Origin of the sequence: Xanthomonas sp. LF07-6, assembly GCF_034105445.1 — a bacterium.
GTDB lineage: Bacteria > Pseudomonadota > Gammaproteobacteria > Xanthomonadales > Xanthomonadaceae > Xanthomonas_A > Xanthomonas_A sontii.
The window spans coordinates 58022-84276 of record NZ_JAXGGI010000004.1 but is presented as its reverse complement, the minus strand read 5'-3'; the positions used below and the strand labels follow the sequence as shown (position 1 = coordinate 84276).

The 26255-nt window shown below is 70.9% G+C and carries 23 protein-coding genes and 1 riboswitch; of the genes, 19 read left to right on the top strand and 4 right to left on the bottom strand.

Features of this window, described 5'->3' with window-relative positions; genetic code table 11:
• Positions 1-93: 93 nt before the first annotated feature.
• From SLW56_RS09375 to SLW56_RS09290, 18 genes are all read left to right on the top strand, one after another.
• The gene (locus tag SLW56_RS09375; RefSeq protein WP_295909234.1) at positions 94-600 is read left to right on the top strand and encodes an RcnB family protein; all 507 of its coding nucleotides are present in this window, start codon (positions 94-96) and stop codon (positions 598-600) included.
• A gap of 122 nt (positions 601-722) precedes the next feature.
• Positions 723-1991, top strand: coding sequence for a serine hydroxymethyltransferase (gene glyA / locus SLW56_RS09370; protein ID WP_017912204.1), 1269 nt, complete (start codon positions 723-725; stop codon positions 1989-1991).
• 105 nt (positions 1992-2096) lie between these two features.
• Positions 2097-2627: a transcriptional regulator NrdR gene (gene nrdR / locus SLW56_RS09365; protein WP_295920662.1), complete on the top strand. Its 531-nt coding sequence runs from the start codon at positions 2097-2099 to the stop codon at positions 2625-2627.
• A 4-nt stretch (positions 2628-2631) separates the two neighbouring features.
• Positions 2632-3114 (top strand): GNAT family N-acetyltransferase, encoded by a 483-nt coding sequence (locus SLW56_RS09360; RefSeq protein ID WP_267086338.1) that lies wholly within the window; start codon positions 2632-2634, stop codon positions 3112-3114.
• On the top strand, positions 3111-4244 hold the full coding sequence (gene ribD, locus SLW56_RS09355; protein ID WP_320694749.1) for a bifunctional diaminohydroxyphosphoribosylaminopyrimidine deaminase/5-amino-6-(5-phosphoribosylamino)uracil reductase RibD: 1134 nt from the start codon (positions 3111-3113) through the stop codon (positions 4242-4244). The genes SLW56_RS09360 and ribD overlap by 4 nt, the downstream gene beginning before the upstream one ends.
• A gap of 140 nt (positions 4245-4384) precedes the next feature.
• A riboswitch (FMN riboswitch) is annotated at positions 4385-4548 on the top strand.
• Between the two features lie 79 nt (positions 4549-4627).
• Entirely contained in the window at positions 4628-5227 is a 600-nt protein-coding gene (locus SLW56_RS09350) for a riboflavin synthase (RefSeq protein ID WP_320694748.1), read from the top strand.
• Between the two features lie 115 nt (positions 5228-5342).
• Positions 5343-6470 carry a 3,4-dihydroxy-2-butanone-4-phosphate synthase gene (gene ribB, locus SLW56_RS09345; protein ID WP_320694794.1) on the top strand — a complete coding sequence of 376 codons (1128 nt, stop codon included), beginning with the start codon at positions 5343-5345 and terminating at the stop codon, positions 6468-6470.
• 90 nt (positions 6471-6560) lie between these two features.
• Entirely contained in the window at positions 6561-7028 is a 468-nt protein-coding gene (gene ribH / locus SLW56_RS09340) for a 6,7-dimethyl-8-ribityllumazine synthase (RefSeq protein WP_017910047.1), read from the top strand.
• Positions 7025-7495: a transcription antitermination factor NusB gene (nusB, locus tag SLW56_RS09335; RefSeq protein ID WP_017910046.1), complete on the top strand. Its 471-nt coding sequence runs from the start codon at positions 7025-7027 to the stop codon at positions 7493-7495. Before ribH ends, nusB begins: the two co-directional genes overlap by 4 nt.
• A gap of 134 nt (positions 7496-7629) precedes the next feature.
• A complete protein-coding gene (gene thiL, locus SLW56_RS09330; RefSeq protein ID WP_320694747.1) occupies positions 7630-8604 on the top strand; it encodes a thiamine-phosphate kinase in 975 nt (324 codons plus the stop codon).
• 233 nt (positions 8605-8837) lie between these two features.
• On the top strand, positions 8838-10409 hold the full coding sequence (locus SLW56_RS09325) for a CocE/NonD family hydrolase (protein ID WP_320694793.1): 1572 nt from the start codon (positions 8838-8840) through the stop codon (positions 10407-10409).
• A gap of 849 nt (positions 10410-11258) precedes the next feature.
• Positions 11259-12767: an outer membrane beta-barrel protein gene (locus SLW56_RS09320; RefSeq protein WP_320694746.1), complete on the top strand. Its 1509-nt coding sequence runs from the start codon at positions 11259-11261 to the stop codon at positions 12765-12767.
• Positions 12768-13059: 292 nt separating this feature from the next.
• A complete protein-coding gene (locus SLW56_RS09315) occupies positions 13060-13152 on the top strand; it encodes a potassium-transporting ATPase subunit F (RefSeq protein ID WP_010341961.1) in 93 nt (30 codons plus the stop codon).
• A 16-nt stretch (positions 13153-13168) separates the two neighbouring features.
• Positions 13169-14887: a potassium-transporting ATPase subunit KdpA gene (gene kdpA, locus SLW56_RS09310; RefSeq protein WP_320694745.1), complete on the top strand. Its 1719-nt coding sequence runs from the start codon at positions 13169-13171 to the stop codon at positions 14885-14887.
• Between the two features lie 10 nt (positions 14888-14897).
• Positions 14898-16967 carry a potassium-transporting ATPase subunit KdpB gene (kdpB, locus tag SLW56_RS09305; RefSeq protein ID WP_026144370.1) on the top strand — a complete coding sequence of 690 codons (2070 nt, stop codon included), beginning with the start codon at positions 14898-14900 and terminating at the stop codon, positions 16965-16967.
• Positions 16968-17039: 72 nt separating this feature from the next.
• On the top strand, positions 17040-17633 hold the full coding sequence (gene kdpC, locus SLW56_RS09300; RefSeq protein WP_320694792.1) for a potassium-transporting ATPase subunit KdpC: 594 nt from the start codon (positions 17040-17042) through the stop codon (positions 17631-17633).
• Between the two features lie 60 nt (positions 17634-17693).
• Positions 17694-20372, top strand: a complete 2679-nt coding sequence (locus SLW56_RS09295) for a sensor histidine kinase KdpD (RefSeq protein WP_152235535.1) — start codon at positions 17694-17696, stop codon at positions 20370-20372.
• Positions 20362-21087 carry a response regulator gene (locus SLW56_RS09290; protein WP_017911970.1) on the top strand — a complete coding sequence of 242 codons (726 nt, stop codon included), beginning with the start codon at positions 20362-20364 and terminating at the stop codon, positions 21085-21087. Before SLW56_RS09295 ends, SLW56_RS09290 begins: the two co-directional genes overlap by 11 nt.
• Positions 21088-21324: 237 nt before the next feature.
• On the opposite strand, the gene SLW56_RS09285 is transcribed toward SLW56_RS09290, so the two are convergent.
• The 4 genes from SLW56_RS09285 to SLW56_RS09270 are packed head-to-tail and all read right to left on the bottom strand — an operon-like array spanning position 21325 to position 25342.
• The gene (locus SLW56_RS09285; protein WP_320694744.1) at positions 21325-22710 is read right to left on the bottom strand and encodes an FAD-linked oxidase C-terminal domain-containing protein; all 1386 of its coding nucleotides are present in this window, start codon (positions 22708-22710) and stop codon (positions 21325-21327) included.
• Positions 22707-23258, bottom strand: a complete 552-nt coding sequence (locus tag SLW56_RS09280) for a metal-dependent hydrolase (RefSeq protein ID WP_320694743.1) — start codon at positions 23256-23258, stop codon at positions 22707-22709. The genes SLW56_RS09285 and SLW56_RS09280 overlap by 4 nt, the downstream gene beginning before the upstream one ends.
• A gap of 1 nt (position 23259) precedes the next feature.
• The gene (locus SLW56_RS09275) at positions 23260-23628 is read right to left on the bottom strand and encodes a YraN family protein (RefSeq protein ID WP_026143653.1); all 369 of its coding nucleotides are present in this window, start codon (positions 23626-23628) and stop codon (positions 23260-23262) included.
• Positions 23618-25342 carry a penicillin-binding protein activator gene (locus SLW56_RS09270; RefSeq protein WP_320694742.1) on the bottom strand — a complete coding sequence of 575 codons (1725 nt, stop codon included), beginning with the start codon at positions 25340-25342 and terminating at the stop codon, positions 23618-23620. The genes SLW56_RS09275 and SLW56_RS09270 overlap by 11 nt, the downstream gene beginning before the upstream one ends.
• A gap of 81 nt (positions 25343-25423) precedes the next feature.
• On the opposite strand from SLW56_RS09270, the gene rsmI reads away from it, so the two are divergent.
• A complete protein-coding gene (rsmI, locus tag SLW56_RS09265) occupies positions 25424-26248 on the top strand; it encodes a 16S rRNA (cytidine(1402)-2'-O)-methyltransferase (RefSeq protein ID WP_017914495.1) in 825 nt (274 codons plus the stop codon).
• The last annotated feature ends 7 nt before the right edge of the window (positions 26249-26255 follow it).

Sequence of the window (26255 nt, the reverse complement as noted above, 5' to 3'; positions counted from 1 at the left end):
TCCGGGAAGCTGAATACGTAACCGATTCCAGCAGGAGACGGTTCAGACGAAAACGGCCTAAATGCAACCGCCACACCACGTGACGGAGTTGCCATGAACATGAAACGCATTGCCACAATCGCCCTCTCGTCCGCGCTGGCGCTGGGTTTCATGGCGCCATCCGCATTCGCCTGGGGTCCGGGCGGTCCGGGTCCCGGCCCGGGCTGGGGCCCGCCAGGTCCTCCGGGACCGCCGCCCCCGCCGCCGGGACCGGGTCCGCGCGACCATGGCTGGTACGACCGCGGCTACCGCGACGCCGATCGCGAGCGCTACTGGCGCGACCGTGAGCGCGACCGCCGCGACGCCCGTCGCGCCTACGACCGCGGCTACCGCGATGGCTATCGCAACGGCCCCGACGTCGTCTACTACCGCCCGGGCCCGCCGCGCTGGGCGCGCGGCCAGCGCTACTACGGCCCGAACTACGTGGTCTACGACTACGACCGTTACCAGGTCCGGCGCCCGCCGTACGGCTACCGCTGGGTGCGCGACGACACCGGCAACCTGCTGCTGGTCGCCATCGCCACCGGCATCATCGCCGATCTGGTGCTCAGCGGCCGCTGAGCCCTGCTGCGGCATCGCCAGACGGCCTCCTTCGGGAGGCCGTCTGCGTTTTGGTTCGCCCTCGGCCGCGCGCGGGGCTTAAACTAGTCGTCTGCCTTCTGTCCATGCCCCCCGGAGACCCGATGTTCCCGCGCGACGCCCGCATCGAAACCTACGATCCCGACCTGGCCCGCGCCATCGCCGCCGAAGCCGGCCGCCAGGAAGACCACGTCGAGCTGATCGCCAGCGAGAACTACTGCAGCCCGCTGGTCATGGAAGCGCAAGGCAGCCAGCTGACCAACAAGTACGCCGAAGGCTATCCGGGCAAGCGCTACTACGGCGGTTGCGAATTCGTCGACGTCGCCGAGCAGCTGGCCATCGACCGGGTCAAGCAACTGTTCGGCGCCGACTACGCCAACGTGCAGCCGCACAGCGGCTCGCAGGCCAACCAGGCGGTGTACTTCGCGCTGCTGCAGCCGGGCGACACCATCCTCGGCATGTCGCTGGCGCACGGTGGCCACCTGACCCACGGCGCCAAGGTCAACGCCTCCGGCAAGCTGTTCAACGCCGTGCAGTACGGCGTCGACGACCAGGGCCTGATCGACTACGACGAAGTCGAGCGCCTGGCCGTGGAGCACAAGCCGAAGATGGTGGTGGCGGGCTTCTCCGCCTACTCGCAGGTGATCGACTGGGCGCGCTTCCGCGCCATCGCCGACAAGGTCGGTGCTTACTTCTTCGTGGACATGGCACACGTGGCCGGCCTGGTCGCCGCCGGTGTCTATCCGACCCCGCTGCCGCACGCGCACGTGGTCACTTCCACCACCCACAAGACCCTGCGCGGCCCGCGTGGCGGCATCATCGTCGCCAGTGCCGCCGGCGCCGGCGACAAGCTCGAAGACCTGTCCAAGAAGCTGCAGTCGATCGTCTTCCCCGGCATCCAGGGCGGCCCGCTGATGCACGTGATCGCGGCCAAGGCGGTGGCGTTCAAGGAAGCGCTGGAGCCGGAATTCACCCGCTACCAGCAGCAGGTGGTGAAGAACGCCCAGGCCATGGCCAAGACCCTGATCGCGCGCGGCTACAAGATCGTCTCCGGCGGCACCGAGAACCACCTGATGCTGGTGGACATGATCGGCCGCGACGTCTCCGGCAAGGACGCGGAAGCGGCGCTGGGCAAGGCCCACATCACCGTCAACAAGAACTCGGTGCCCAACGACCCGCGCTCGCCGTTCGTGACCTCGGGCCTGCGCCTGGGCACCCCGGCGATCACCACCCGCGGCTACCAGGAACAGGATTGCGTCGATCTGGCCAACTGGATCGCCGACGTGCTCGACGCCCCGGCCGACGATACCGTGCTGGCGCGCGTGCGCGACGCGGTGACCGCGCAGTGCCGCAAGTATCCGGTGTATGGCTGAAAAACGGGAATGGGGAATGGAGAATCGGGAATGGTCAGAAGCGCTACGCTTGCGCGGTTGACGTTCCCATTCCCCATTCCCGTTTCCCCATTCCCGGCGCCCTGAATGCACTGCCCCTTCTGCCAGCACACCGATACCCGGGTGATCGATTCGCGCGTGTCCGAGGACGGCGCGACGATCCGCCGGCGTCGCGAGTGCGAGGCCTGCGGCGAGCGCTTCAGCACGCTGGAGACGATCGAACTCAAGCTGCCGACGGTGATCAAGAGCGACGGTGGGCGCGAGGCGTTCGATGCGCGCAAGCTGCGCACCAGCTTCGACCGCGCGCTGCAGAAGCGGCCGGTGTCCGAGGAGCAGATCGAGGCGGCGGTGCGCGCGGTGGTGCATCAGTTGCGCATGTCCGGCGAGCGCGAACTGCCCTCGATCCGGGTCGGCGAGTACGTGATGGCCGAGCTGCGCAAGCTCGACCACGTCGGCTACGTGCGCTTCGCCTCGGTGTACCGCAGCTTCCAGGACGTGGCCGATTTCCGCGAGGAGATCGAGAAGCTCGAGCGCGAGTTGCCGGTCGGCAGCGAGCAGTTGCCGCTGCTGGACCTGGTGCGCGCGGCCAAGCCGGGCGACAAGACCGGCAAGCGCTGAGCGCATGCGCATCGTCTGTCTGGCCGAGGCCGCGCAGCACATTCCCGCGCTGGCGCAGGAGCATCTGCAGGCGTTCGGCCCGCTGCTGCCGGAGTGGAACGTGGTGGAGGCCGAGGCCGACCTGCGCAGCCACCGCGACGAACGCCGCATCCCCACCAGCTGGATCGCCCTGGACGGCGAGGACTGGCTGGGCTCGGTCAGCCTGCTGCAGAACGACGACGCGCGCATCCGCCAGTTTTCGCCGTGGCTGGCGACGCTGTACGTGCGGCCGCAGGCGCGCGGTGCCGGCGTCGGCGCCGCTTTGGTCGCGCACTGCGTGCAGGCTGCCGCGCGCTTCGGCGTGCAGTGGCTGTACCTGTACTGCGAACCGGTGCTGGTGCCGTTCTACGAGCGCCTGGGCTGGCAGCGCCATGCCGACCTGCCGCTGGGGTTGCTGCAGATCGTGGTGATGCGCCGCGACGTCAGTGCTGCTACCGCATCCGCATGAGCACCGACGTCGTCTCCGGCTTCTCCGCCGACGACCATCGCTGGATGGCGCAGGCCCTGCGCCTGGCCGAGCGCGGCGCCTACACCACGCGGCCCAATCCGATGGTCGGCTGCGTAATCGTGCGCGACGGTGTCGTGGTGGGCGAGGGCTTCCACCAGCGCGCCGGCGGGCCGCACGCCGAGGTGTTCGCGCTGCGCGCCGCCGGCGAACGCGCCCGTGGCGCCACCGCCTACGTGACCCTGGAGCCGTGCGCGCACTACGGCCGCACCCCGCCGTGCGCGCTGGCGCTGATCGAGGCCGGGGTGGCGCGGGTGGTGGCGGCGATGGCCGACCCGTTCCCGCAGGTCAACGGCGGCGGCTTCGCACTGCTGCGAGAGGCCGGCATCGCGGTGCAATCCGGGTTGATGCAGGCGCAGGCGCGCGCGCTCAACCGTGGCTTCCTGTCGCGGGTGGAGCGCGGCCGGCCGTGGTTGCGGATCAAGCTCGGCGCCAGCCTGGACGGACGCACCGCCCTGGCCAGCGGCGAATCGAAATGGATCACCGGCGCGGCGGCGCGCCAGGACGTGCACCACTGGCGCGCCCGCGCCGGCGCCATCCTTACCGGCGCCGGCACCGTACTGGCCGACGACCCGGCACTGACCGTGCGCCTGGACGCGGCGATCGAGGTGGCCCCGCCGCTGCGCGTGGTGCTGGACGCGCAACTGCGCAGCCTGGCGCAGGCCAAGGTCCGCGACGGCAGCGCACCGACCCTGTACCTGCATGCGCCGGACTGCGTGCCGCCGGCGCTGGCTCACGCCGCGTTCGCCGCGGTGCCGTTGCACGACGGCCGCTGCGACCTGCACGCGGCGCTGCGCCTGCTCAGCGAGCGCGGCATCAACGAGGTCCAGGTCGAGGCCGGGGCGACGCTGAGCGGTGCACTGCTGCGCGCCGGCCTGGTCGACGAGGTGCTGGTGTACATGGCGCCGCTCCTATTGGGCGATACCGCGCGTCCGCTGCTGGCCGGGCTCGGCATCGAGACCATGGCGCAGCGCGTACCGCTGCAATTGCAGGACGTGCGCCAGCTCGGCGACGACCTGCGTCTGCTGTTGCGGCCGGCGATCGCCGCCAGCACGGGGGCGGCCTCGCCCTGAGCGATCGACGGTGATGCGCGTCGCCGCGCGCAAGGTTGCCGTGCGCACCGCGACGCTTTGTCCCACCGGTGGCGCGCTGTACCGGGCGGCCGCTGCGGCCGCGCCTGCTAGAATGCCCAGGCCGGTTCGCCGGCGACCACAAACGTCTTCAGGGCGGGGTGCGATTCCCCACCGGCGGTAGGTGCGTTCGCGCACGAGCCCGCGAGCGCTTCCCGGCGCAGGCGCGACGCGCCGAATCGGGAAGGTCAGCAGATCCGGTGCGATGCCGGAGCCGACGGTATAGTCCGGATGAAAGAAGACGGCCTTCGCGCAGCCTTGCGGCTGTGCGCGTGCCTGTTTGCCTTGTGGCGTTTTTCGCTCACCCCATTGCGAGAAACGTAGCTATGTTCACCGGAATCATCGAAGGCGTCGGCCACCTCGCCGCACGCCAGCCGCAGGGCGGCGATCTCCGCTTCACCTTCGCCACCGGCAGCCTGCCGTTCTCCGACGTGCGCCTGGGCGAGAGCATCGCGGTCAATGGCGTGTGCCTGACCGTGATCGCCTTCGACGCGGCGGCGTTCCAGGCCGACGCCTCCACCGAGACCCTGGCGCTGACCACGCTCGGCCGCCTGGCCGAGGGCGCGACACTGAACCTGGAGCGGGCGATGCGCCCCAGCGACCGCCTCGGCGGGCACCTGGTCAGCGGCCATGTCGACGGCCTCGGCGAGGTGCTGTCGATTCACGACGATGCGCGCGCGCAGCGCTGGCGTTTCGCCGCGCCGGCGTCGCTGCTGCGCTACATCGCCAAGAAGGGCTCGATCTGCGTGGACGGGGTCAGCCTCACCGTCAATGAAGTCGACGCCGAAGGCTTCGAGGTCGCGCTGATTCCGCACACCGTGGCGCACACCGCGTTCGCGCAGACCGCCGTCGGCGCGGCGGTGAACCTGGAGATCGACCTGGTCGCGCGCTACGTCGAACGCCTGTTGCAGGGCCGCCAGGACTGATCCTGGCCGCGTCCGGCCTTCTGCCTCTCCGCCACGCTGCGCCGCTGCCTGCGGCGCGCGCGGCACCTTCCGTCTTTCCGCGAGTCCCCGCATGTCGCCTTCCGTTACCCCGAGCCTGAATTTCGCCTCCGTCCCCGAGCTGCTGGAAGAACTCCGCGCCGGCCGCATGGTGGTCATCGTCGACGACGAGGACCGCGAGAACGAGGGCGACCTGATCATGGCCGCCGAGCTGGTCAAGCCCTCGGACATCAACTTCATGGTCACCCACGCGCGCGGCCTGGTGTGCCTGTCGCTGACCCGCGAGCGCTGCGCGCAGCTGGGCCTGGCGCCGATGGTCCAGCGCAACACCGCGCAGTTCCATACCAACTTCACCGTCAGCATCGAGGCCGCCGAGGGCGTCACCACCGGCATCTCCGCCTACGACCGCGCCCACACCGTGCGCACCGCGGTCAAGCCGGACGCCAAGCCGCACGACCTCAGCCAGCCCGGCCACATCTTCCCGCTGATCGCCCAGCCGGGCGGGGTGCTGACCCGTGCCGGCCACACCGAGGCCGCCAGCGACCTGCCGATGCTGGCGGGGCTGGAGCCGGCCGGCGTGCTGGTGGAAGTGCTCAATCCCGACGGCAGCATGGCGCGGCGTCCGCAGCTGGAAGCGTTCGCCCGCACCCACGGGCTGAAGATGGGCTCGATCGCCGACCTGATCGCCTACCGCCTGGCCACCGAGCACACCGTCGAACGCATCGACGAGCGCCCGATCGACACCGAGTTCGGCGGCTTCACCTTGGTCACCTACCGCGACCGCATCGCCCACGACCTGCACTTCGCGCTGGTCCGCGGCACCCCGGACGCCGACACCCCGACCCTGGTGCGGGTGCAGGTGGAGAACCCGCTGGCCGACCTGCTGCACTGGCGCCGCGACGACTTCGGCGTGGCCGCCAGCGACGCCCTGCGCGCGATCGCCGCCGCCGAGCGCGGGGTGATGGTGGTGCTGTCGGCGCCGCGCGACAGCGAGGCGCTGCTGGCGCGGCTGCGCGCACAGCCGGAGGCGGCGCACGGCAAGGACGTGGGCCAGTGGCGGCGCAACGGCGCGGGCAGCCAGATCCTCGCCGACCTGGGCCTGGGCAAGCTGCGCGTGCTCGGCACGCCGCGCCGGCAGATCGGGTTGGCCGGGTTCGGGCTGGAGGTGGTGGAGCATGTGGAGCCGGGAATCGGGACCCGGGACCCGGGACCCGGAAAAGCCTGATCCCCGCGCGCGACCTCGTTTGCTTCTCCCGGACCCCGGGTCCCGGGTCCCGGCTGTTAAACTCTCCCACCCCCTCAAGCTGCCACCGCCATGTCCCACTACGAAGGCGACCTCCGCACTCCCGAGTCGGCGCGTTTCGCGATCATCGCCAGCCGCTGGAACGCCCGTATCACCGACGTGCTGGTCGCCGGTGCGCGGCAGAGCCTGGCCGGCAACGGCATCGCCGATGACGCGGTGGACGTGATCCGGGTGCCGGGCGCGTGGGAGTTGCCGCTGGTCGCCGCCCGCCTGGCCGCGGCCGGCAAGCATGCCGCGATCATCGCGCTGGGTTGCGTGATCCGCGGCGACACCCGCCACTACGAACATGTCGCCGACGGCTGCGCCGAGGGCCTGCTGCGGGTGTCGCTGGACTTCCGCATCCCGGTGCTCAACGGTGTGCTCGCCGTGGAGCAGGTCGAGGACGCCGAGGCGCGCGCCGGCGGCAGCCATGGCAACAAGGGCGAGGAAGCGGCGCTGAGCGCGCTGGAGATGGTCAACCTGCTGGAGCTGCTGCCGTGAACAAACCCGCTGGCCACAAGCACCACCCACGTCGCGACGGCGTGGATCCGGTCCTGCGTTCGCGCGCGCGCCGGCGTGCGCTGCAGGCGATCTACGCCTGGCAGATCTCCGGCGGCAACGCCCAGCACGTGATCGCGCAGTTCGCGCACGAGCAGGCGCACGAGATCGCCGACCTGGTGTACTTCGAGAACCTGGTCGAAGGCGTGCTCAAGCACCGCGCCGAACTGGACGCAGCGCTGGTCGGCTACCTGGACCGCACGGTCGAGGAAGTGGACGCGATCGAACGCGCGGTACTGCGCCTGGCCGCCTACGAACTGCTGCACCGCATGGACGTGCCGTACCGCGTGGTGATCAACGAAGCCATCGAGACCGCCAAGCGCTTCGGTTCCGAACACGGCCACACCTACGTCAACGGCGTCCTGGACCGCGCCGCGCTGGAATGGCGCGCGGTGGAGTCGGGGGGCTGAGGGGCTGGGAATGGGGAAAAGGGAATGGGGAATGGCAAAAGCAGATGCCGTTCTCCTTCGAGATCGCCGACGTTCCGGCTTTCGCTCCTGCTTCTAACCATTCCCGACTCCCCATTCCCGATTCTCAGCCCCCCATGCCCGAATTCGATCTGATCGAGCGCCTGCGCGCGCGCAGCCGGGCGCGGGACGACCTGCCGCTGGGCATCGGTGACGATGCGGCCTTGCTGCTGCCGCCGCCGGGGGAGTTGCTGGCGATCACCACCGATACGCTCAACGCCGGGGTGCATTTCCCGGTCGAAACCGCGGCCGCCGACATCGGCTGGAAGACGCTGGCGGTGAATCTGTCCGACCTGGCGGCGATGGGCGCGCAGCCACGCTGGTGCACGCTGTCGCTGTCGTTGCCGCAGGTCGACATGGCCTGGGTCGATGCGTTCGCCGAGGGCTTCTTCGCCCTGGCCGATGCGCACGGCATCGGCCTGGCCGGCGGCGACACCACGCGCGGGCCGCTGGCCTTGTCGGTCACGGCGATCGGCAGCGTGCCGGCGACGATGGCGCTGCGCCGCGATGCTGCGCAGCCGGGCGACGAGGTCTGGGTGACCGGCCAGCCGGGCGAGGCGGCCGCGGCGCTGGCGCTGTGGCAGGCCGGCCGCTTGGACGTGACCGCGCCGGCCGCCGATCCGCTGCACGAACGCCTGCGCCAGCGCCTGCTGCGGCCGACGCCGCGGGTGCAGGCCGGCTTGCGCCTGCGCGGCCTGGCGCGGGCCTGCGTGGACGTGTCCGACGGCCTGCTGGCCGACCTGGAGCACATCTGTGCGCGCAGCGGCGTCGGCGCCGAACTGGACCTGGCCGCGCTGCCGGCGGTCGCCGCCCCGGCCGACGCGGACCCTGCGCAGGTGCACGCCTGGCAGCTGGGCGGTGGCGACGACTACGAACTGTGCTTCACCGCCGACCCGGCGCAGCGCGCGGCGATTGTGCAGGCGCTGCAGGCGGTCGGGGTCACGGCGACGCCGATCGGGTGCATCGTCGCTGGCAATGGCATCGCGGTACGCGATGCCGACGGCCAGCGGTGGCAGCCGCCGCGAAGCGGCTACCAGCACTTTTTGAGCTGAGCCGCGCGGCCTGGGCGCACGCCGGCCACCGGCCGCGGCGCCAGCACGTTCGGGCCGCCTGCCAAGGTCCTTCCATACTGTGCCGCACTGCGGCGTGAATATCGCCCGTACCCGGTGGTACGGTCCGCCTGCCCGGCCCCGTGTCGAGCCCTTGTCATCGTTCTGGCAGTACCGTTCCGGCAGCCGGCCATCCCGGTCCGGCGCCGCTTGGGAGGCAGTCCATGCGCATGTCCGTGTCACGTCGCATCGCCCTTGGCGCGATGTTGCTGGTGTTCTCCGCCGCCGCGGCTGCGGCCGGCTTCACCAAGCAGTACCAGAGCATTTCCAGTTTCGATGGCACCAAGCTCGGCGCGCTCGTCCTGGTGCCGCAAGGGCAGGGCCCGGGGCCATTCCCGCTGGTGGTGATGCCGGCCAGCTGGTCGCTGCCCAACCTGGAATACGTGGGCCGCGCCAGCGAACTGGCCAACGACGGCTACGTGGTGGTCAGCTACACCTCGCGCGGCTTCTGGGATTCGCAGGGGCTGATCGACATCGCCGGGGCACCGACGGTGGAGGACGTCAGCGCAGTGATCGACTGGGCGCTGGCCAACACCCCGGCCGACGCCAAGGCGATCGGCGTCTCGGGCATCTCCTACGGCGCCGGTACCAGCCTGCTCGCCGCCGCGCGCGACCCGCGCATCAAGGCGGTGGCCGCGCTCAGCGGCTGGGCCGACCTGCAGGCCTCGCTGTACGCCAACAGCACTGTCAGCCAGCAGGGCGTGGGCCTGCTGGTTGCCGCCGGGGTCGCCACCGGCCGGCCCGGTCCGGACCTGGCGCGGATCACCGCACACGTGGCGGTGGGCGACTACGACGGCGCGGTGCAGGGCTTCCTGCCCAAGGCGGCCGAACGCGGAGTGATCAACGAGGTGCAGGCGCTCAACCGCAACGGCCCGGCGGTGCTGCTGGCCAATGCGTTCAACGACGGCCTGTTCCCGCCGAACCAGTACATCAACCTCTACAACCGGCTCAGCGTGCCCAAGCACCTGATGTTCAGCCAGGGCGACCACGCCACTGCCGAACTGCCGGGCGCGCTGGGCCTGCCGAACCAGGTGTATACCGAGGCCACGCGCTGGTTCGATCGCTACCTGAAAGGCCGCGACAACGGCGTGGACCGTGAAGCGCCGGTGCAACTGTCGACCCTCGGCGGCACCTGGCTCAGTTATGCCGACTGGAACAGCGTACAGGCCGGCGCCACCCGCTATGGCCTGACCGGCCCCAGCGGCCTGTTGTTGCCGACCGGGTCGCTGACCAGCGGCAACAGCAGCGGCTGGAACTACCGCATCGCCACCGACGTGCCGACCCTGGCCGATTCCGGCGTGGTGATGGTCAGTGGTCTGTTGCAGGGCCTCGGCCAGCCGGTAACCACCTCGATTCCGCTGGTCAGTCGGGTGGGTGCCGCAGTGTGGAGCGGCCCGGTGCTATCCAGCGACAAGCGCCTGGCCGGCGCGCCCTCGCTGCGCCTGACGGTGACCCCGAGCCAGTCCAACGTGTCGTTGTTCGCTTATCTGTACAGCATGGACGGCACGGGTTCGGCGCAGTTGCTGAGCCATGTGCCGTACACCCTTCGCAACGCGACCCCGGGCACACCGGTGACGCTCGACCTGGCGCTGCAGGCGACCGCGGTCGAGATCCCGGCCGGCCGCCGCCTGGTGCTGGTGGTGGACACCACCGATCCGCGCTACGCCTCGGCCAGCCGTTTCGGCGGCACCGTGAGCTTCAGCTCGCCAGCGGCGACGCCGTCGTTCTTGAGTGTGCCATTGCACTGAGATAGTCGGCGCTTCCCTTCTCCCCTTGGGAGAAGGTGCCCCGCAGGGGCGGATGAGGGTACGGGCGCAGCCTCGTGTAGCCGGATCAGCGCAGCGCTTCGCGCGCCGGACCCTCACCCCAACCCCTCTCCCGGCGGGAGAGGGGCTTTGGGCTTCTCCCTTCTCCCCCCGGGAGAAGGTGCCCCGCAGGGGTGGATGAGGGTAGGGCGTAACCGTGTACAGCTTGATCAGCGCAGCGCTTCGCGCGTCGGACCCTCACCCCAACCCCTCTCCCGGCGGGAGAGGGGCTTTGGCCTCTCCCTTCTCCCACCGGGAGAAGGTGCCCCGCAGGGGCGGATGAGGGTACGGCATCGCGCATCGCCACAGCAGCGCGCACACCACGCCAGCACAGCACACGAATTTACGTAGCTTTTATTCGAACCCGCCTGCGCTTTGCAACGAAGATATTCGGCGATTCCTATACTTTCCGCGCTGACGACGGGGATGCTTGCGTGGAATCGATGGCTGCAATCTTGAGCGTGTCGCAGGCCGCACCGATCGCCTGCAGGCGCCGCGTGCCGCAGACGCAACGGCGTGCCGTCCGCGTCCGCGTGGCGGCCATGCCGCGTGCGCCGCGACACCACCATGGCTGCCGCAGCGCGCTGCAGCATCCGCCGCCACACGGCCGCGCGCGTTCACTGCACGCGCGTTGACGACATAGCGCCGCCACCACCGCGGCGCTGCATTCCAACTTCCTCCCCGCGATGCGCCACCCGGCGTATCGCCTGCGATGGCGCGTGCGCGTGAAGCGGCGCGTCGTCGTTGCCCCTCCACCCAACGAAGGACGGCTCCTTGCGAGCCGACGTCGCGATGTCCATGAAGTTCCATCCCCTGTTCCTGTCCCTGGCCGTGCTGTGCGCCGGCGATGCCGCCGCCGTGGGCCTGGCTGCGCCCGTGTCGGAGGCGATGCCGGCATCGGAGCCCGCCCCCGTGCCGCCGGCACGCAGCGCAGATTGTTCCAATGGCTTCTTCTCGCGCCTGGCCTCGGCCTATCGCGAGGATGCGCAACCGGCCGATCCCGATGCGCCGACGCCGGCGCGCCGGGGGCTGCCGGCGCCGTTCTCCTCGCCGCCGTTTCCGTCGGCCGAATGGCAGCTTGGTGCGGTGGACTACCCGGTCGGGGTGCCCAACGAGAATGCGCAGTATCCGGTGGAGAAGGCGCTGGCGTGCACGCGCGTGGGGCAATGGATGCAGCGCAACCGCATCGAGCTGTACGGCTGGATCAATCCCTCGCTCAACGCCAGCACGTCCTCGCGCAGCAACTACCCGCTGTCCTACTCCACGCGGCCCAATCGCGGCGAGTTCAACCAGGCGCTGATCCGCCTGCAGCGCGTGCCGGACACGGTGCAGACCGACCATGTCGACTGGGGCTTCCACCTCGACGACCTGTACGGCTACGACTACCACTACACCACGATGAAGGGCGTCACCAGCGACCAGTTGCTGCACCACCCGCAGCCCAACAGCGCGCTCAACGGCAAGATCTATGGCAACGATCCGATGATCGCGCACGTGGACCTGTACCTGCCGTCGGTGGCGCAGGGCATGCTGGTCACGGTCGGCCGTTACCTGTCGCTGCCGGACATCGAAGCGCAGTTCTCGCCGAACAACTACCTGCTGACCCATTCGATCCTGTACACGGTCGATGCCTATACCAACATGGGCATCCTCACCACCACCAAGCTCAACGACCAGTGGACGCTGCAGCTCGGCGTGCACGGCGGCGACGATTCGGCGATCTGGGACGCGACCAGCCGCCTGAGCGCGCAGGCCTGCCTGCGCTGGGTCTCCAAGAGCAACGACGACATGCTGTATCCGTGCGTGGAGTCGTACAACAACGCCGCGCAGACCTACAACAACCTGCAGGAATTCGTGCTCACCTGGGGCCACCGCTTCTCGCCGAAGGTGCACATGCTCACCGAGGCCTACCACATCTACGTGCGCGACCAGGCGCTGGCCACCGATCCGTCGCAGTCGCACGCGCCGACCGGGCGCCCGGGCTATGCGCTGGGCGAGGCGCCGGACTTCCCGCTGGGGCGCAGCACTGCCGACGCCATCGTCAACTACGTCAACATCCAGCTCGGCGCGTCGGACATGCTGGCGATCCGCAACGAGTTCGTGAACGACCACGACGGCCAGCGCACCGGTTTCGCCACGCGCTACTCCAGCCACACCATCGGCCTCACCCACTGGGTGTCGCAGGACCTGGAGATCCGCCCGGAGCTGCGCTACGAGCATGCCTACGATTTCCCCGCCTACGACGGCGGGCGCCGCAACCATCAGGCGACGGCGCTGATCGACGCGATCCTGCATTACTGAGGTCGTCGCGCGCTGCCGTGCAGGCGGCGGCGCGGCGCCGGCAGACGTGGCGCACGCGCCTGCGTCGCGCGGTTTTACGCAGAATTTATGCGTGCCGCGCGCCTTCGCCACGGAGAGTTTATGGCGGCGGCTTCGATAATGCCGGCCTGGGCCAGAAGGCCTGTCCGACCCGGCGTGCGTGGCCATGTTGCGCTTCCCTTCTGCCTCCGTGCGCATGCCGCGTCCGGCGGTGTTCCCACACGATTGCGGCCTGCCCTGCGGCGGGCCGTCCCTTTGTTTCGGAGTTGAGACCATGAGCGGTTGGCTTTCGTTCGTTTGCGGCGTGGCGGTGATCGTCGCGGCCGGTTACCTGCTGTACGTGATCCTGCGCCCCGAAGATTTCTGAGCCGAGTGCCACTTCCATGATCGATACATTGCTTGTCTATGCGCTCGCGCTGCTGCTGGGATGGCCGCTGGGCCTGTACCTGGCCAAGGTGATGCGCGGGGCGCCGATGCGCGGCGACGCGCTGTTCGGCTGGATCGAACGCCCGCTGTACCGCCTGCTCGGCACCGATCCGGCGCGCGGTATGCACTGGCGCACCTATGCCGGCGCGTTCCTGGCCAGCAACCTGGTGCTGGGCGCGCTGGTGTTCGTGCTGTTCGTGACCCAGGCCTGGCTGCCGTTCAATCCGGATGCGGTGCCCAACATGCGCTGGGACGTGGCCTTGCACACCATGGTCTCGTTCCTGACCAACACCAATCAGCAGCACTACTCGGGCCAGGCGCAGCTGTCGTACCTGTCGCAGGCGGTGGGTGTGGTCGGCCTGCAGTTCATCACCCCGATGATGGGCCTGGCGCTGGTCGCGGCGACGCTGCGCGGCCTGTTCGGTGGGCGTGGCCAGGATGCGGCGCGCAAGGCGGCCGCGACTGGCGGCGAGACGGCGCAGGAGGTCGATCTTGGCAACTACTGGGCCGACGTGATCCGTCCGACCCTGCGCTTCCTGCTGCCGCTGTGCCTGCTGTGGACGCTGCTGCTGACCCAGCAGGGCGTGCCTTCGACGCTGGCGGCCGGTCCGGTCGCCACGCCGCTGGACGCCAGCGCCGGCCAGCAGACGCAGAAGATCCCGCTCGGCCCGGTCGCGGCGATGGTGGCGATCAAGCAGCTCGGCACCAACGGCGGCGGCTGGTACGGCCCCAACAGCGCGATGGCGCTGGAAAATCCCACGCCGTTCTCCAACCTGCTGGAGATGCTGGGCATCGTGCTGATCCCGGTGGCGGTGGCGTTCATGGTCGGCCCGTTCACCGGGCGCCGAAAGTTCACCGCGCTGGTGTTCGGCAGCATGCTGGTGATGTCGCTGGCGTCCACCGCGGTGTCGCTGTGGGCCGAAGGCCACGCGCCCGGCAGTGCCGCGCTGATGGAGGGCAAGGAGGTGCGCTTCGGCGTCGATGCCTCGGCGGCTTGGTCGTCGCTGACCACGCAGACCTCCAACGGCTCGGTCAACGCCATGCACGATTCGCTGGCGCCGCTGACCGGTGGCGTGGCGATGGTCAACATGCTGATCAACGCGATCTGGGGCGGCATCGGTTGCGGCCTGCAGCAGTTCCTGGTGTACCTGCTGCTGAGCGTGTTCCTGGCCGGCCTGATGACCGGGCGCACCCCGGAACTGTTCGGGCGCAAGATCGAGGCGCCGGAAGTGCGCCTGCTGGCGCTGCTGATCCTGTTGCAGCCGCTGGTGCTGCTCGGCTTCACCGCGATCACCCTTGCCCTGCCGGCCTCGATCTCGGCGACTTCCAATCCCGGCTTCCACGGCATCAGCCAGGTGTTCTACGAGTACACCTCGGCGTTCGCCAACAACGGCTCCGGTTTCGAGGGGCTGGGCGACGGCATTCCATGGTGGAACCTGAGCTGCACCGTGGTGCTGCTGCTGGGCCGCTATCCGGCGCTGATCGTGCCGCTGATCGTGGCCGCGCAACTGGCGCGCAAGCGGGTGGCGCCGGAAACCGGCGGCAGCCTGCAGGTGGAAACCCCGACCTTCGCGCTGACCCTGATCGCGGTCATCGCGATCCTGACCGTTCTGCAATTCACGCCGGCTTTGGTGTTGGGACCGATCGCCGATCACCTGACCCTGGCCGCGCACTGAGACGACGACGATGAGCACCCCGCTTCCTTCTACTTCCGTGGCTTCTTCGCCGGCGCGCCGGCCTGGGCTGTTCGATGCCGCGGCGCTGCGCGCGGCCTTGCGCGACAGCGTGCTGAAGCTGTCGCCGCGGCACCTGCTGGGCAGCCCGGTGATGGCCGTGGTGTTCGCCGGCACGCTGCTGTCGGCGCTGATCACCGTGTCCGGCCAGGGCCCGGCCGGCTTCGGCTGGGCGGTGACCGCGATCCTGCTGGTCACCGTGCTGTTCGGCAATTTCGCCGAGGCGGTGGCCGAGGCCCGCGGCCGCGGTCAGGCCGCCTCGTTGCGGCGCGCACGCAAGGACCTGGTGGCGCGCCGGGTCGCCAGTGTGCGGCTGGACGCCGAGACCAGCGTGCCCGCCGCCGAACTGCGCCCGGGCGACCTAGTGGTGGTGTCGGCCGGCGAGCTGATCCCGGCCGATGGCGAGATCGTGCACGGCCTAGCCACGATCAACGAGGCTGCGGTCACCGGCGAATCGGCGCCGGTGCTGCGCGAGGCCGGCACCGACCGCTCCGGCGTCATCGGCGGCACCAAGGTGCTGTCCGACGAGATCCTGGTGAAGGTCACCGCCGAGCCGGGCCACAGCTTCCTGGACCGGATGATCGCGCTGGTGGAAGGCGCCAACCGGCAGAAGACGCCGAACGAGATCGCGCTGACCATGCTGCTGGCGGCGATGACCCTGACCTTCCTGATCGTGGTCGCCTCGCTGCCGGCGATCGCCGGCTTCGTCGGCGTGCACGTGGATCCGCTGCTGCTGATCGCGCTGCTGGTGTGCCTGATCCCGACCACCATCGGCGGGTTGCTGCCGGCGATCGGCATCGCCGGCATGAACCGCGCGCTGTCGGCCAACGTGCTGGCCAAGTCGGGCAAGGCGGTGGAAGTGGCCGGCGACGTCGACGTGCTGCTGCTGGACAAGACCGGCACCATCACCCACGGCGACCGCCAGGCCACCGTGTTCCATGCGCTCAGTGGCGTGGACGTGGCGCAGCTGCGCGAGGCGGCGATGCTGTCGTCGCTGGCCGACCCGACACCGGAAGGCAAGTCGATCGTGCGCCTGGCGCGCGAACAGGGCCTGCCGCCGGCCGATCCGGCGGGCGCCGAGTTCGTCGCCTTCACCGCGCAGACGCGCATGTCCGGCGTCGACCTGCCGGCCAACGGCATGCAGCCGCCGCGGTCGATCCGCAAGGGCGCCGCCGATGCGTTGATCCGCCACGTCACCGCGCTGGGCGGGCAGGTGCCGGCGGAACTGAAGAGCCGCGTCGAGCAGGTCGCGCGCAGCGGCGCCACGCCGCTGGTGGTGGCCGAGGGCCGGCACGTGCTGGGCGTGGTCGAGCTGTCGGACGTGGTCAAGCACGGCGTGCGCGAGAAGTTCGCGCGGCTGCGCGCGATGGGCGTCAAGACGGTGATGATCACCGGCGACAACCCGCTGACCGCCGCGGCCATCGCCGCCGAGGCCGGCGTCGACGACTACATCGCCGAGGCCACGCCCGAGGACAAGTTGGCGCGCATCCGCCAGGAGCAGGCCGGCGGACGCCTGGTGGCGATGGTCGGCGACGGCACCAACGACGCGCCGGCGCTGGCCCAGGCCGACGTCGGCCTGGCGATGAACTCCGGCACCCAGGCGGCCAAGGAGGCCGGCAACATGGTCGATCTGGATTCGGATCCGGCCAAGCTGCTGGCGGTGGTGGAAGTGGGCAAGCAGCAGCTGATCACCCGCGGCGCGCTGACCACCTTCTCGCTGGCCAACGACGTGTCCAAGTACTTCGCGATCCTGCCGGCGCTGTTCGCCGCCTCGATCCCGCAGATGGCCGCGCTGAACGTAATGCGCCTGTCCAGCCCGACCAACGCGGTGCTGGCGGCGTTGATCTTCAACGCGCTGGTGATCCCGGCGCTGATCCCGCTGGCGCTGCGCGGCGTGCGCTTCACCCCGTCCTCGGCGACCTCGCTGCTGCGCCGGAACATGCTGATCTACGGCGTGGGCGGCGTGCTGCTGCCGTTCGTCGGGATCAAGGCCATCGATCTGCTGCTGGTGGCGCTGGGCTGACCCCAGCGCCGATTCTCACGCTCCTTCGGAATTGCCTCCATGACCGTGTCTTCCGTTTCCCTTCGCGAACCGATGCGCTGGCGCGCGGTGCTGGTGCTGCCGCTGCTGGTGCTCGCGTCCGCGGCGCTGTACTCGTTGCTGGCCACCGTGCTGGCCGGCGCGCTGTTCCCCGAGCAGGCCAATGGCAGCCTGCGCAGCCACGATGGCCGCGTGGTCGGCTCGGCGCTGGTGGCGCAGCCGTTCGCCGCCGCCGGCTACTTCCAGCCGCGTCCGTCCGGCGCCAAGTACGATCCGATGTCGGCGGCCGGCAGCAACCAGGCGCGCAGCAACCCCGACCTGCGCAAGCGCCTGGATGCCACCCGCCAGGCGGTGGCCGCACGCGAGGGCATCGACCCGGCGCAGGTGCCGGACGACCTGGTCACCCAGTCCGGCAGCGGCATGGACCCGGACATCAGCGTCGCCGCGGCGCGGATTCAGGTGGCGCGCGTGGCCGCCGCGCGCGGCCTGCCGCCGCAGAGCGTCGCCGCCCTGGTCGCCGCGCAGACCCAGCCGCGCCAGTTCGGCGTGCTGGGGGAGCCGCGGGTGAACGTGCTGGCGCTGAATCTGGCCTTGGATGCCGGGAATGGGGAAACGGGAATCGGGAATGGGAGGGAGCAAAAGCGGTAAGGCGCGCCGCGCTGTAGGCTTTGTGATTCCCCATTCCCAATTCCCCATTCCCAGCTCCAAATGCCCGACCCCCGCACCCAACAGGCCGACGCCCTGATCGGCGAACTGCAGCGCGAGCGCGGCGGGCGCCTGACCGTGTTCCTCGGCGCGGCGCCGGGGGTCGGCAAGACCTACGCGATGCTGTCGCGTGCGCGGCAGTTGCAGCAGCAGGGCAGCAACCTGGTGGTCGGCGTGGTCGAGACCCACGGCCGCGCCGAGACCGCGGCGCTGCTGGAGGGTCTCACCGTGCAGCCGCGGCGGCGGCTGGAGTACCGCGGCCGCACCCTGGACGAGATGGACCTGGATGCGCTGCTGGCGCTGCGCCCGCCGCTGGTGCTGGTGGACGAACTGGCCCATCGCAACGCGCCGGGCAGCCGCCACGAGCGGCGCTGGCAGGACGTGCAGGAACTGCTCGACGCCGGCATCGACGTCTACAGCACGGTCAACATCCAGCACCTGGAAAGCCTCAACGATGTGGTCCACCGCATCACCGGCGTGCGCGTCAGCGAGACCGTGCCCGATGCGATCTTCGATCGCCTGCGCGACATCGTGCTGGTCGACCTGCCGCCGCGCGAGCTGATCGAACGCCTGCAGCAGGGCAAGGTGTATCTGCCCGAGCAGGCCGGGCAGGCGCTGCAGGCCTTCTTCTCGCCGTCCAACCTGGCCGCACTGCGCGAGCTGGCGATGCAGACCGCCGCCGACCGCGTCGACAACGATCTGCGCGACGTGCAGGCCGCGCAGGGCCGCACCAGCGTGGCGCTGCGGCGCACGGTGATGGTGGCGATCGACGGGCGCGGCCAGTCCGACTACCTGGTGCGCGTAGCGCGGCGCCTGGCTGAGCGCCGCGGCGCGCCGTGGACGGTGGTCACCGTGCAGACCCAGGCGCAGCCGGATGCCGACTGGCAACTGGAGATCGACCGCGCCTTCGCGCTGGCGCGCCGGCTGGGCGGCGAGGCCGCGCTGCTGCACGGCGCCAACGTCGCCGATGCCTTGCTCGACCACGCCGCGCGCAGCGGCGTGTCCACGCTGGTGCTGGGCCGCACCCGCGAGCGTCCGCTGGCGCGCATGATCAATCGCACGCTGACCCAGCAGCTGCTGCAACGCGGCGCGCACTACGAACTGGTGATCATCAGTTCGCCGGAAGCGCGCGCGCGGGCGCGGCGGCGCTGGCGCAGCCCCGCGCACTGGCTGTCGCGCGACGACCTGCTGTTCGCCACGGTGGCCTCGGCGCTGGCGGTGGTGGTGGCCTGGATCGCCGAAAGTTGGGTCGGCATCGACGACCTGTCGATGGTGTTCATCGTCGCAGTGGTGATGGTGGCATCGAAGACGCGGATGACCGCGGCGGTGCTGGCGGCGCTGCTGAGCTTCTTCAGCTACAACTTCTTCTTCATCGAACCGCGCTTCACCTTCCAGATCGGCGCGCGCCAGGGCGTGGTCACGGTGCTGCTGTTCCTGGTCGCGGCCCTGGTCGCCGGGCGCCTGGCCTCGCGCCTGCGCATGCAGGTGTTGGCGCTGCGCGCGGTCAACGCGCAGACCACCGCGCTGCAGCGGCTGGGCCGCGAACTGACCAGTGCCGCCGACCTCGGCCAGGTGCTGGAGGCTGGGCGCCGTGCGCTCGCCGGCACCCTCGATGCCGAGGCCTGGCTGCGCCTGCAGCCGCTGGAGCGCGCGCATGACGGCGCCGACGACTACGCGCCGACGATGGCCGCGGTGGACCGCAGCGCCGCCGACTGGGCGCAGCGCCACGGCCAGGCCACCGGTCGCTTCACCGATACGCTGGCCGGCGCGAGCTGGTGGTTCCTGCCGGTGCGCCACGAGCACGGCACCATCGGCGTGGTCGGCTTGCGCTTCGGCACCGGCGTGCAGCGCCCGGGCCTGGAGCAGCAGCGCCTGGCCGAGGCGATGGTGGAGGACATCGGCCAGGCCGCGCTGCGCACGCGGCTGGTCGCCGACCTGGAGAGCGCGCGGGTCAGCGGCGAGACCGAGCGGCTGCGCTCGGCCCTGCTGTCCTCGGTCTCGCACGACCTGCGCTCGCCGCTGGCGGCGATGATCGGCGCGGCCAGCAGCCTGTCCAGCTACGGCAAGGCGATGGACGCGGACGATCGCCGCAGCCTGCTCGAGACGATCCAACTGGAAGGCGAACGCCTGGACCGCTACATCCAGAACCTGCTGGACATGACCCGGCTCGGTCACACCGGGCTGACCTTGAACCGCGACTGGATCGGCGTGGACGAACTGATCGGCTCGGCCGCGCGGCGCCTGCAGCGCTACCAGCCGCAGGTGCGGCTGGATATCGCCCTGGCCGCCGAGCTGCCGACGCTGTGGGTGCACCCGGCGCTGGTCGAGCAGGCGATCTTCAACGTGCTGGAGAACGCGGCCAAGTTCTCGCCGGCGGATGCGGCGATCCGCGTCGCCGCGGGCATGGTCGAGGGCCGCCTGCGCATCGACATCAGCGACCGCGGCCCGGGCATTCCAGAGGACGAGCGCGCGCGCATCTTCGACATGTTCTACAGCGTCGAGCGCGGCGACCGCGGCCGCCACGGCACCGGCCTGGGCCTGACCATCTGTCAGGGCATGATCGGCGCGCACGGCGGCAGCGTCGAGGCGCTGCCCGGCCCCGATGGCCGCGGCACCACGATCCGAATTACCCTGCCGCTCATCGAACCCGCCGCGCCGCCGTCCCGCCCCGATGCCGACTGAGTCCCACGCCGATCCGATTCCGCCGCCGCGCGTGCTGGTCATCGACGACGAGCCGCAGATCCGCCGTTTCCTCGACATCAGCCTGCGCGCGCAAGGCTACCGCGTGCTGCAGGCCGACACCGGCGCCGCCGGCCTGGCGCAACTGGCCGCGCACGGCGCCGAACTGGTGGTGCTGGACATCGGCCTGCCCGACCAGGACGGGCACAGCGTGCTGCGCGAACTGCGGCAATGGTCGTCGGTGCCGGTGATCATGCTCACCGTGCGCGCCGGCGAGGACGAAAAGGTGCAGGCGCTGGACGCCGGCGCCAACGACTACGTGACCAAGCCGTTCGGCGTGCAGGAACTGATGGCGCGCATCCGCGTGCTGCTGCGCATGCAGCCGGTGGCCGGCGAGGCCGAGCCGGTGTTCGACGACGGCCACCTGCACATCCACCTGGGGCTGCGCGAAGTGCGCCTGGACGGCGAAGCGCTGCCGCTCAGTCGCAAGGAGTACGCGCTGCTCGCCCTGCTGCTGCGACACAGCGGCCGCGTGGTGACGCAGCCGCAACTGCTGCGCGAACTGTGGGGCCCCACCCACCAGGACGACACCCACTACCTGCGCATCCTGGTCGGCAAGCTGCGGCAGAAACTCGGCGACAGCGCCGTGGCCCCGCGCTACATCGCCACCGAGCCGGGCGTGGGGCTGCGCTTCATCGGCGTGCAGTGCCATGGCTAACGTGGCGTGCTCCTGCCTGATGTTGCAGGGGGCTTTCGTCGGGACTCGGGACTGCAGAATGATGTCCGGAGCCAAATCACCGTCGAGCGATTCGATAACAAAGTGGTGAGTTCTTAAAGGAAAGCCGGCCTTGCCGAAGCGGCGATCCATCCGATTTTGTGGGAGGGACTGAAGTCCCTCCCACAGTGCAATCGCAAATACTCCGCACCCGCGGAAAATCCCGAGTCCCGAGTCACCTCAACACCCCGGCAACACCTTCCCCGGATTGAGGATCCCATCCGGATCCAGCGCACGCTTGATCGCACGCATCGCATCCAGGGTGGCGGCATTGAAGGCCTGGTCCATGTAGTCGCGCTTGGCCACGCCGATGCCGTGTTCGCCGGACAGCGTGCCTTCCAGCGACAGGACCAGCGCGAACAGTCGCGGCAGGGCGGCCTGCGCGCGCGCGGTTTCGCCGTCGTCGTCGGGCGCGTACATGATGTTGACGTGCAGGTTGCCGTTGCCGGCATGGCCGAAGGCGACGATCGGCAGGTCGAACTCGGCGGCCAGCGCTTCCACGCCGGCGACCAGCTCAGGGATGCGCGACACCGGCACCACCACGTCCTCGTTGATCTTGCCCGGACGGATCGTGCGCAGCGCCGGCGACAGCGCGCGGCGCGCGGCCCACAGACGGTCGCGCGCGCTGCCGTCGGCGGCCACGTCCAGCGTCAGCAGGCCCTCGCCCTCGGCCGCCGCACCCAACGCCTGCAGCGTGTAGGGCAGGGTGTCGTGGTCGCCGTCGGCCTCGATCAGCAGCATCGCGCCGGCCTCGGGCACGTCGCTGCCATTGCGGCGCAGCAGCGCGATCGCGCTGCGGTCCATGAACTCGAGCATGGTCGGCGTGCTCGGCTGCGCCATCAGCCGCGACACCGCGGCAGCGGCCGCGGCGGCGTCGCGGTACAGCGCGCGCAGCCCAGCCTGCGCCAGCGGCCGTGGCGACAGCTTCAGCGTGGCTTCCACGATCAGCGCCAGGGTGCCTTCGCTGCCGACCAGCAGGTGGGTCAGGTCGTAGCCGGTGGCGTCCTTGGTGTAGGCGCCGCCGCAGCGGATCAGCTCGCCGCTGCCGGTCACCGCGACCAGGCCGAGCACGTTGTCGCGGGTGGCGCCGTACTTCACCGCGCGCGGTCCGCCGGCATTGGTCGACAGGTTGCCGCCGACGCTGCAGATCTCCGCGCTGGACGGATCCGGTGGCCAGAACAGCCCGTGCGGCGCCAGGGCCTGCTGCAGGTCGCCGTTGAGCACGCCGGGTTCGACCACCGCGCAGCGGTCGGCCGGGCGCAACTGCACGATGCGGTTCATGCGTGCGAACGACAGCACCACGCCGCCGGCGAACGGTACCGCGGCGCCGGCGGTGCCGGTGCCGGCGCCGCGCGCCACCAGCGGCACGCGGTGCGCGCGGCAGGCGCGCACGATCGCCTGCACCTGCTCGCGGGTCTGCGGCAGCGCCACCGCGTCGGCCAGGGCCCAGCGCCGCGAATCGTCCTCGCCGTAGCTGCGGCGGCTGTCGGCGTCGGTGCGCCAGCCCTCGGTGCCGAGCAGGGCGGAAAGGGTGTCGGTGAGCGCAGTGGGCAGGGCGGTGGTCATGGTGAAGGTGGCGACGACGAAGTGGAGGGCGAGGGCGGCTGCAGCAGTTTCCAGGTGAGCACGGCCAGCGCCAGCGGCAGCCATACCCAGCGCAGTTCCGACAGCAGCGTGGCCATGCCGCGCGCGCTGAAGAAACCGTTGGCGAACGGCGAGACCCGGATCGGCCGCCATGGCGCGAACCAGCGCTGTTCGCTCCACGGCCAGGCCAGGGCCACGCCGAGGCCGCCGGAGGTCATCGCATCGAGCAGCGGATGCGAGGCGGTGCAGACGAACAGCCAGACGGCCGCCTGCAGCGCGCCGGCGCGCAGGGGCCGGTGCAGCAACGCGCCGAGCATGCCCAGTGCCGCGGCGAACAGCAGCGAGTGGCTGGCGCCGCGATGTCCGAAGGCGTCGGCGTAGGGGATGTGCAGGGCGAAGCCGAGCACGTCGGCGTCGGGCAGCATCGCCGCGACGATGCCGGCGCCGAGCAGTCGCGTGGAGATGCGCCCGCGATCGGCGGCGGCCCACAGCGCCAGCGGCACCGCGGCGTGGGTGAAGACGCTGGGCACCTCAGCAATCCTCGGCGCGGAAGGCGTCGCGCAGCCAGGTCAGCCGCGGCGGATCGCCTTCGGCCTCGACCACGTCGAAGCGGCACGGCCAGTTGGCGTACTGCGGATGCGCGGCCAGGAACAGCTGCGCCGCCAGCAGCAGGCGGCGGCGCTTGCGCAGATCGACCGAGGCCGCGCCGCCGCCGAATGCGGCGCTGCGCCGGTAGCGCACTTCGACGAACACCAGGCTCTGCGCCTGCTGCATCACCAGGTCCAGCTCGCCGCCGCGGAAGGCGACGTTGGCGGCGATCAGGCGCAGGCCGGCGCGCTCCAGTTCGGCGCGCGCCGCCGCTTCCACCGCGTTGCCGCGTCGGCGCCGCTCAGTTTCCATCGGGCAGCGGGGTCGGGCGCCCGCCGCTGAAGGTGGACCAGGCCGGGGTGCGCACGATGTTGCCGAAGCCGTCCAGGTGCAGCACGCCGGTGGCGCCGCGCAGGCCGTTGTCCTTGCCGGTCGCCAGCTTTTCCAGATACGCGGTGATCTGCCAGGCGTCGTAGCCGAACGCGAACAGGCGCCCGGCCGGGCCGCGCGCGGTCGGCAGCATGTCGGCCACGCTGGTCGCCGCCGGCAGGCCGCCGACGCCGCGCACGTTCCACAGCTCGCTCGGGTAGACGATGCCGTCCAGCACCAGGTCGTCCTCGGGCTTGCCGGTGCCCAGTACCAACTGCGAGGTCGCCACCCGGGTCTTGCCGGCGAAACCGGCCAGCGCCAGCTGCGGCGCCAGCGCGCGGGCGGTGTTGCCCTTCACCGCCAGCAGCACCGAGTCGGCGGCGCCGGCGTTGCGCAGTTGCGCGCCGATGTCGCCCGGAGTGTCGGCCACACTGACGCTGCCGGCGACCTTGCCGCCGCGCTCGCTGAAGCGGTCGCGGAACGCGGCCACCGCGCGGCGGCCGTTGTCGTCGTTGCTGCCGATCACCAGCGCGTTGCGGCGCTCGTGCGCCAGCAGGTATTCGGCGGCGGCGATGCCGTCGTCTTCCGGCGCCAGCGAGAAACCGGCACTGCCGCCCGGCGGCGCGTGGGTGCCGCGGTTCAGCGCCAGCACCGGCAGTGGCAGCGCGTCGCGCCCGAACAGGGCGGTGACCTCGTCGCGGCCGAGCGGGCCGACCACGAAATCGGCGCCGCTGTCGACCGCTTTCTGGTAGGCGGCCAGCGCCCCGGCCGCGGTGCCGGTGGTGTCGATGAAGTCGATCGCAGGACGCCGCCGGGTCTCGCCGTAGTAGCCAGCGAGCAGGCCGTCGCGCACCGGCGCGGCGGCGGTGGCCAGGCTGCCGCTCAGCGGCAGCAGCACCGCCAGCTTGGCCGGCGGGCGATAGCCGTCGCGCTCGGCCGGCGGCCGCTTGCTGGTGTCGAAACCCCACTGCTCGCCGCGGTCGAACGGACGCGGCAGCGCCAGGCCGCGGCTGAGCAGGGCGCGGCCGACGAAGTTGTACAGCGGGTCGCCGGCCGGCAGCGCGGCGGCGCGCGCCTGCAGCGTGGCGTCGTTGAGCGCGGCCAGCTGGCGCACGATGGCGCGCTGGTTGTCGCTGCGCGCCTGGCCGCTGAGGCCGTTGTCGGCGCGGGCGCGCTCGTCCAGCGCCGCGGTGGCGTCGCCGGTGCCTTCCAGCGCCTGCGCGCGGGCCAGGTGCCAGCGCGCGCGCAGGTTCTGCGGCACCGCCTGCGGATCGCTGCCCAGCGCCTGCAGCGCCTTGGCCGGCTGGCGGTCGGCCAGGGCCAGCTCGGCCTCGACCAGCGCCACCCGTACCTTGCTCAGCGGCGGCAACTGGCGCGGCTGCACCTGCGCCAGCAGGCTGCGCGCGCGGGCGGTATCGCCGGCCTCGTACCAGGCGAAGGCGGCGTCGCCCAGCAACTGGTTGCGGGCGCTGCCGGTGGCGCTGGCGGCCTGCGCCTCGAGCTGCTGCGCCGCGTCCTTCGGCTTGCCCTGGTCCAGCAGCGCCAGCGCCGCCGATTGGGCCGGCGAGGCGCTCGGCGTCACGCTGGTGGTGGCGCAGCCGGCGACGAGCAGCGCCAGCAGCGACAGGGCGGAAATCCTTGCGAATCGCTTGTTCATTTCTGGTCCATTCGGCTGGGCACGCCAGGCGCGCCGGGGAAAACCGCTACGATTCTACCCTTGACCATGGAAAGCCCGTAGATGAGCGCCCAGCCCGGAACCCTGCACGTCGTCGCCACGCCGATCGGCAACCTCGCCGACCTGACGCCGCGCGCCCAGGAGACCCTGCGCTCGGTGGCGGCGATCTGCGCCGAGGACACCCGCCGCAGCGGCCAGCTGCTGGCCCACTTCGGCATCGAGCGGCCGTTGCTGGCGCTGCACGAACACAACGAAGAGGCGCTGTCGCAGCGCATCGTCGCGCGCCTGCTGGAGGGGCAGTCGCTGGCCCTGGTCAGCGACGCCGGCACCCCGCTGGTCAGCGACCCCGGCTACCGCCTGGTGCGCGCCGCACGCGCGGCCGGGGTCCGGGTCAGCCCGGTGCCCGGCGCCTGCGCGGCGATCGCCGCGCTCAGCGTGGCCGGCCTGCCCAGCGACCGCTTCGCCTTCGAGGGCTTCCTGCCGGCCAAGGCCTCGGCGCGCCGCGAGCGCCTGGCGCGGCTGGCCGGCGAACCACGCACCCTGGTGTTCTACGAAGCCTCGCACCGCATCGCCGAGTCCCTGGCCGACTGCCGCGCCGCGTTCGGCGACGCCCGCCCGGCAGTCATGGCGCGCGAACTGACCAAATTGTTCGAGACCGTGCTCGACGGCACCCTGGCCGACCTGCACGCGCGGGTCGAGGCCGACGACAACCAGCGCAAGGGCGAGTTCGTGCTGATGGTGCAGGGCGCCGGCGACGACGCCGACGCGCAACTGGCCGAAGGCCGCCGTGTCTACGCCAAGCTCAGCGAACACCTGCCGCCGTCCACCGCCGCGAAGCTGGCCGCCGAACTGACCGGTGCGTCGCGCAAGGCGCTTTACGGCGGTTGAGGGGGCG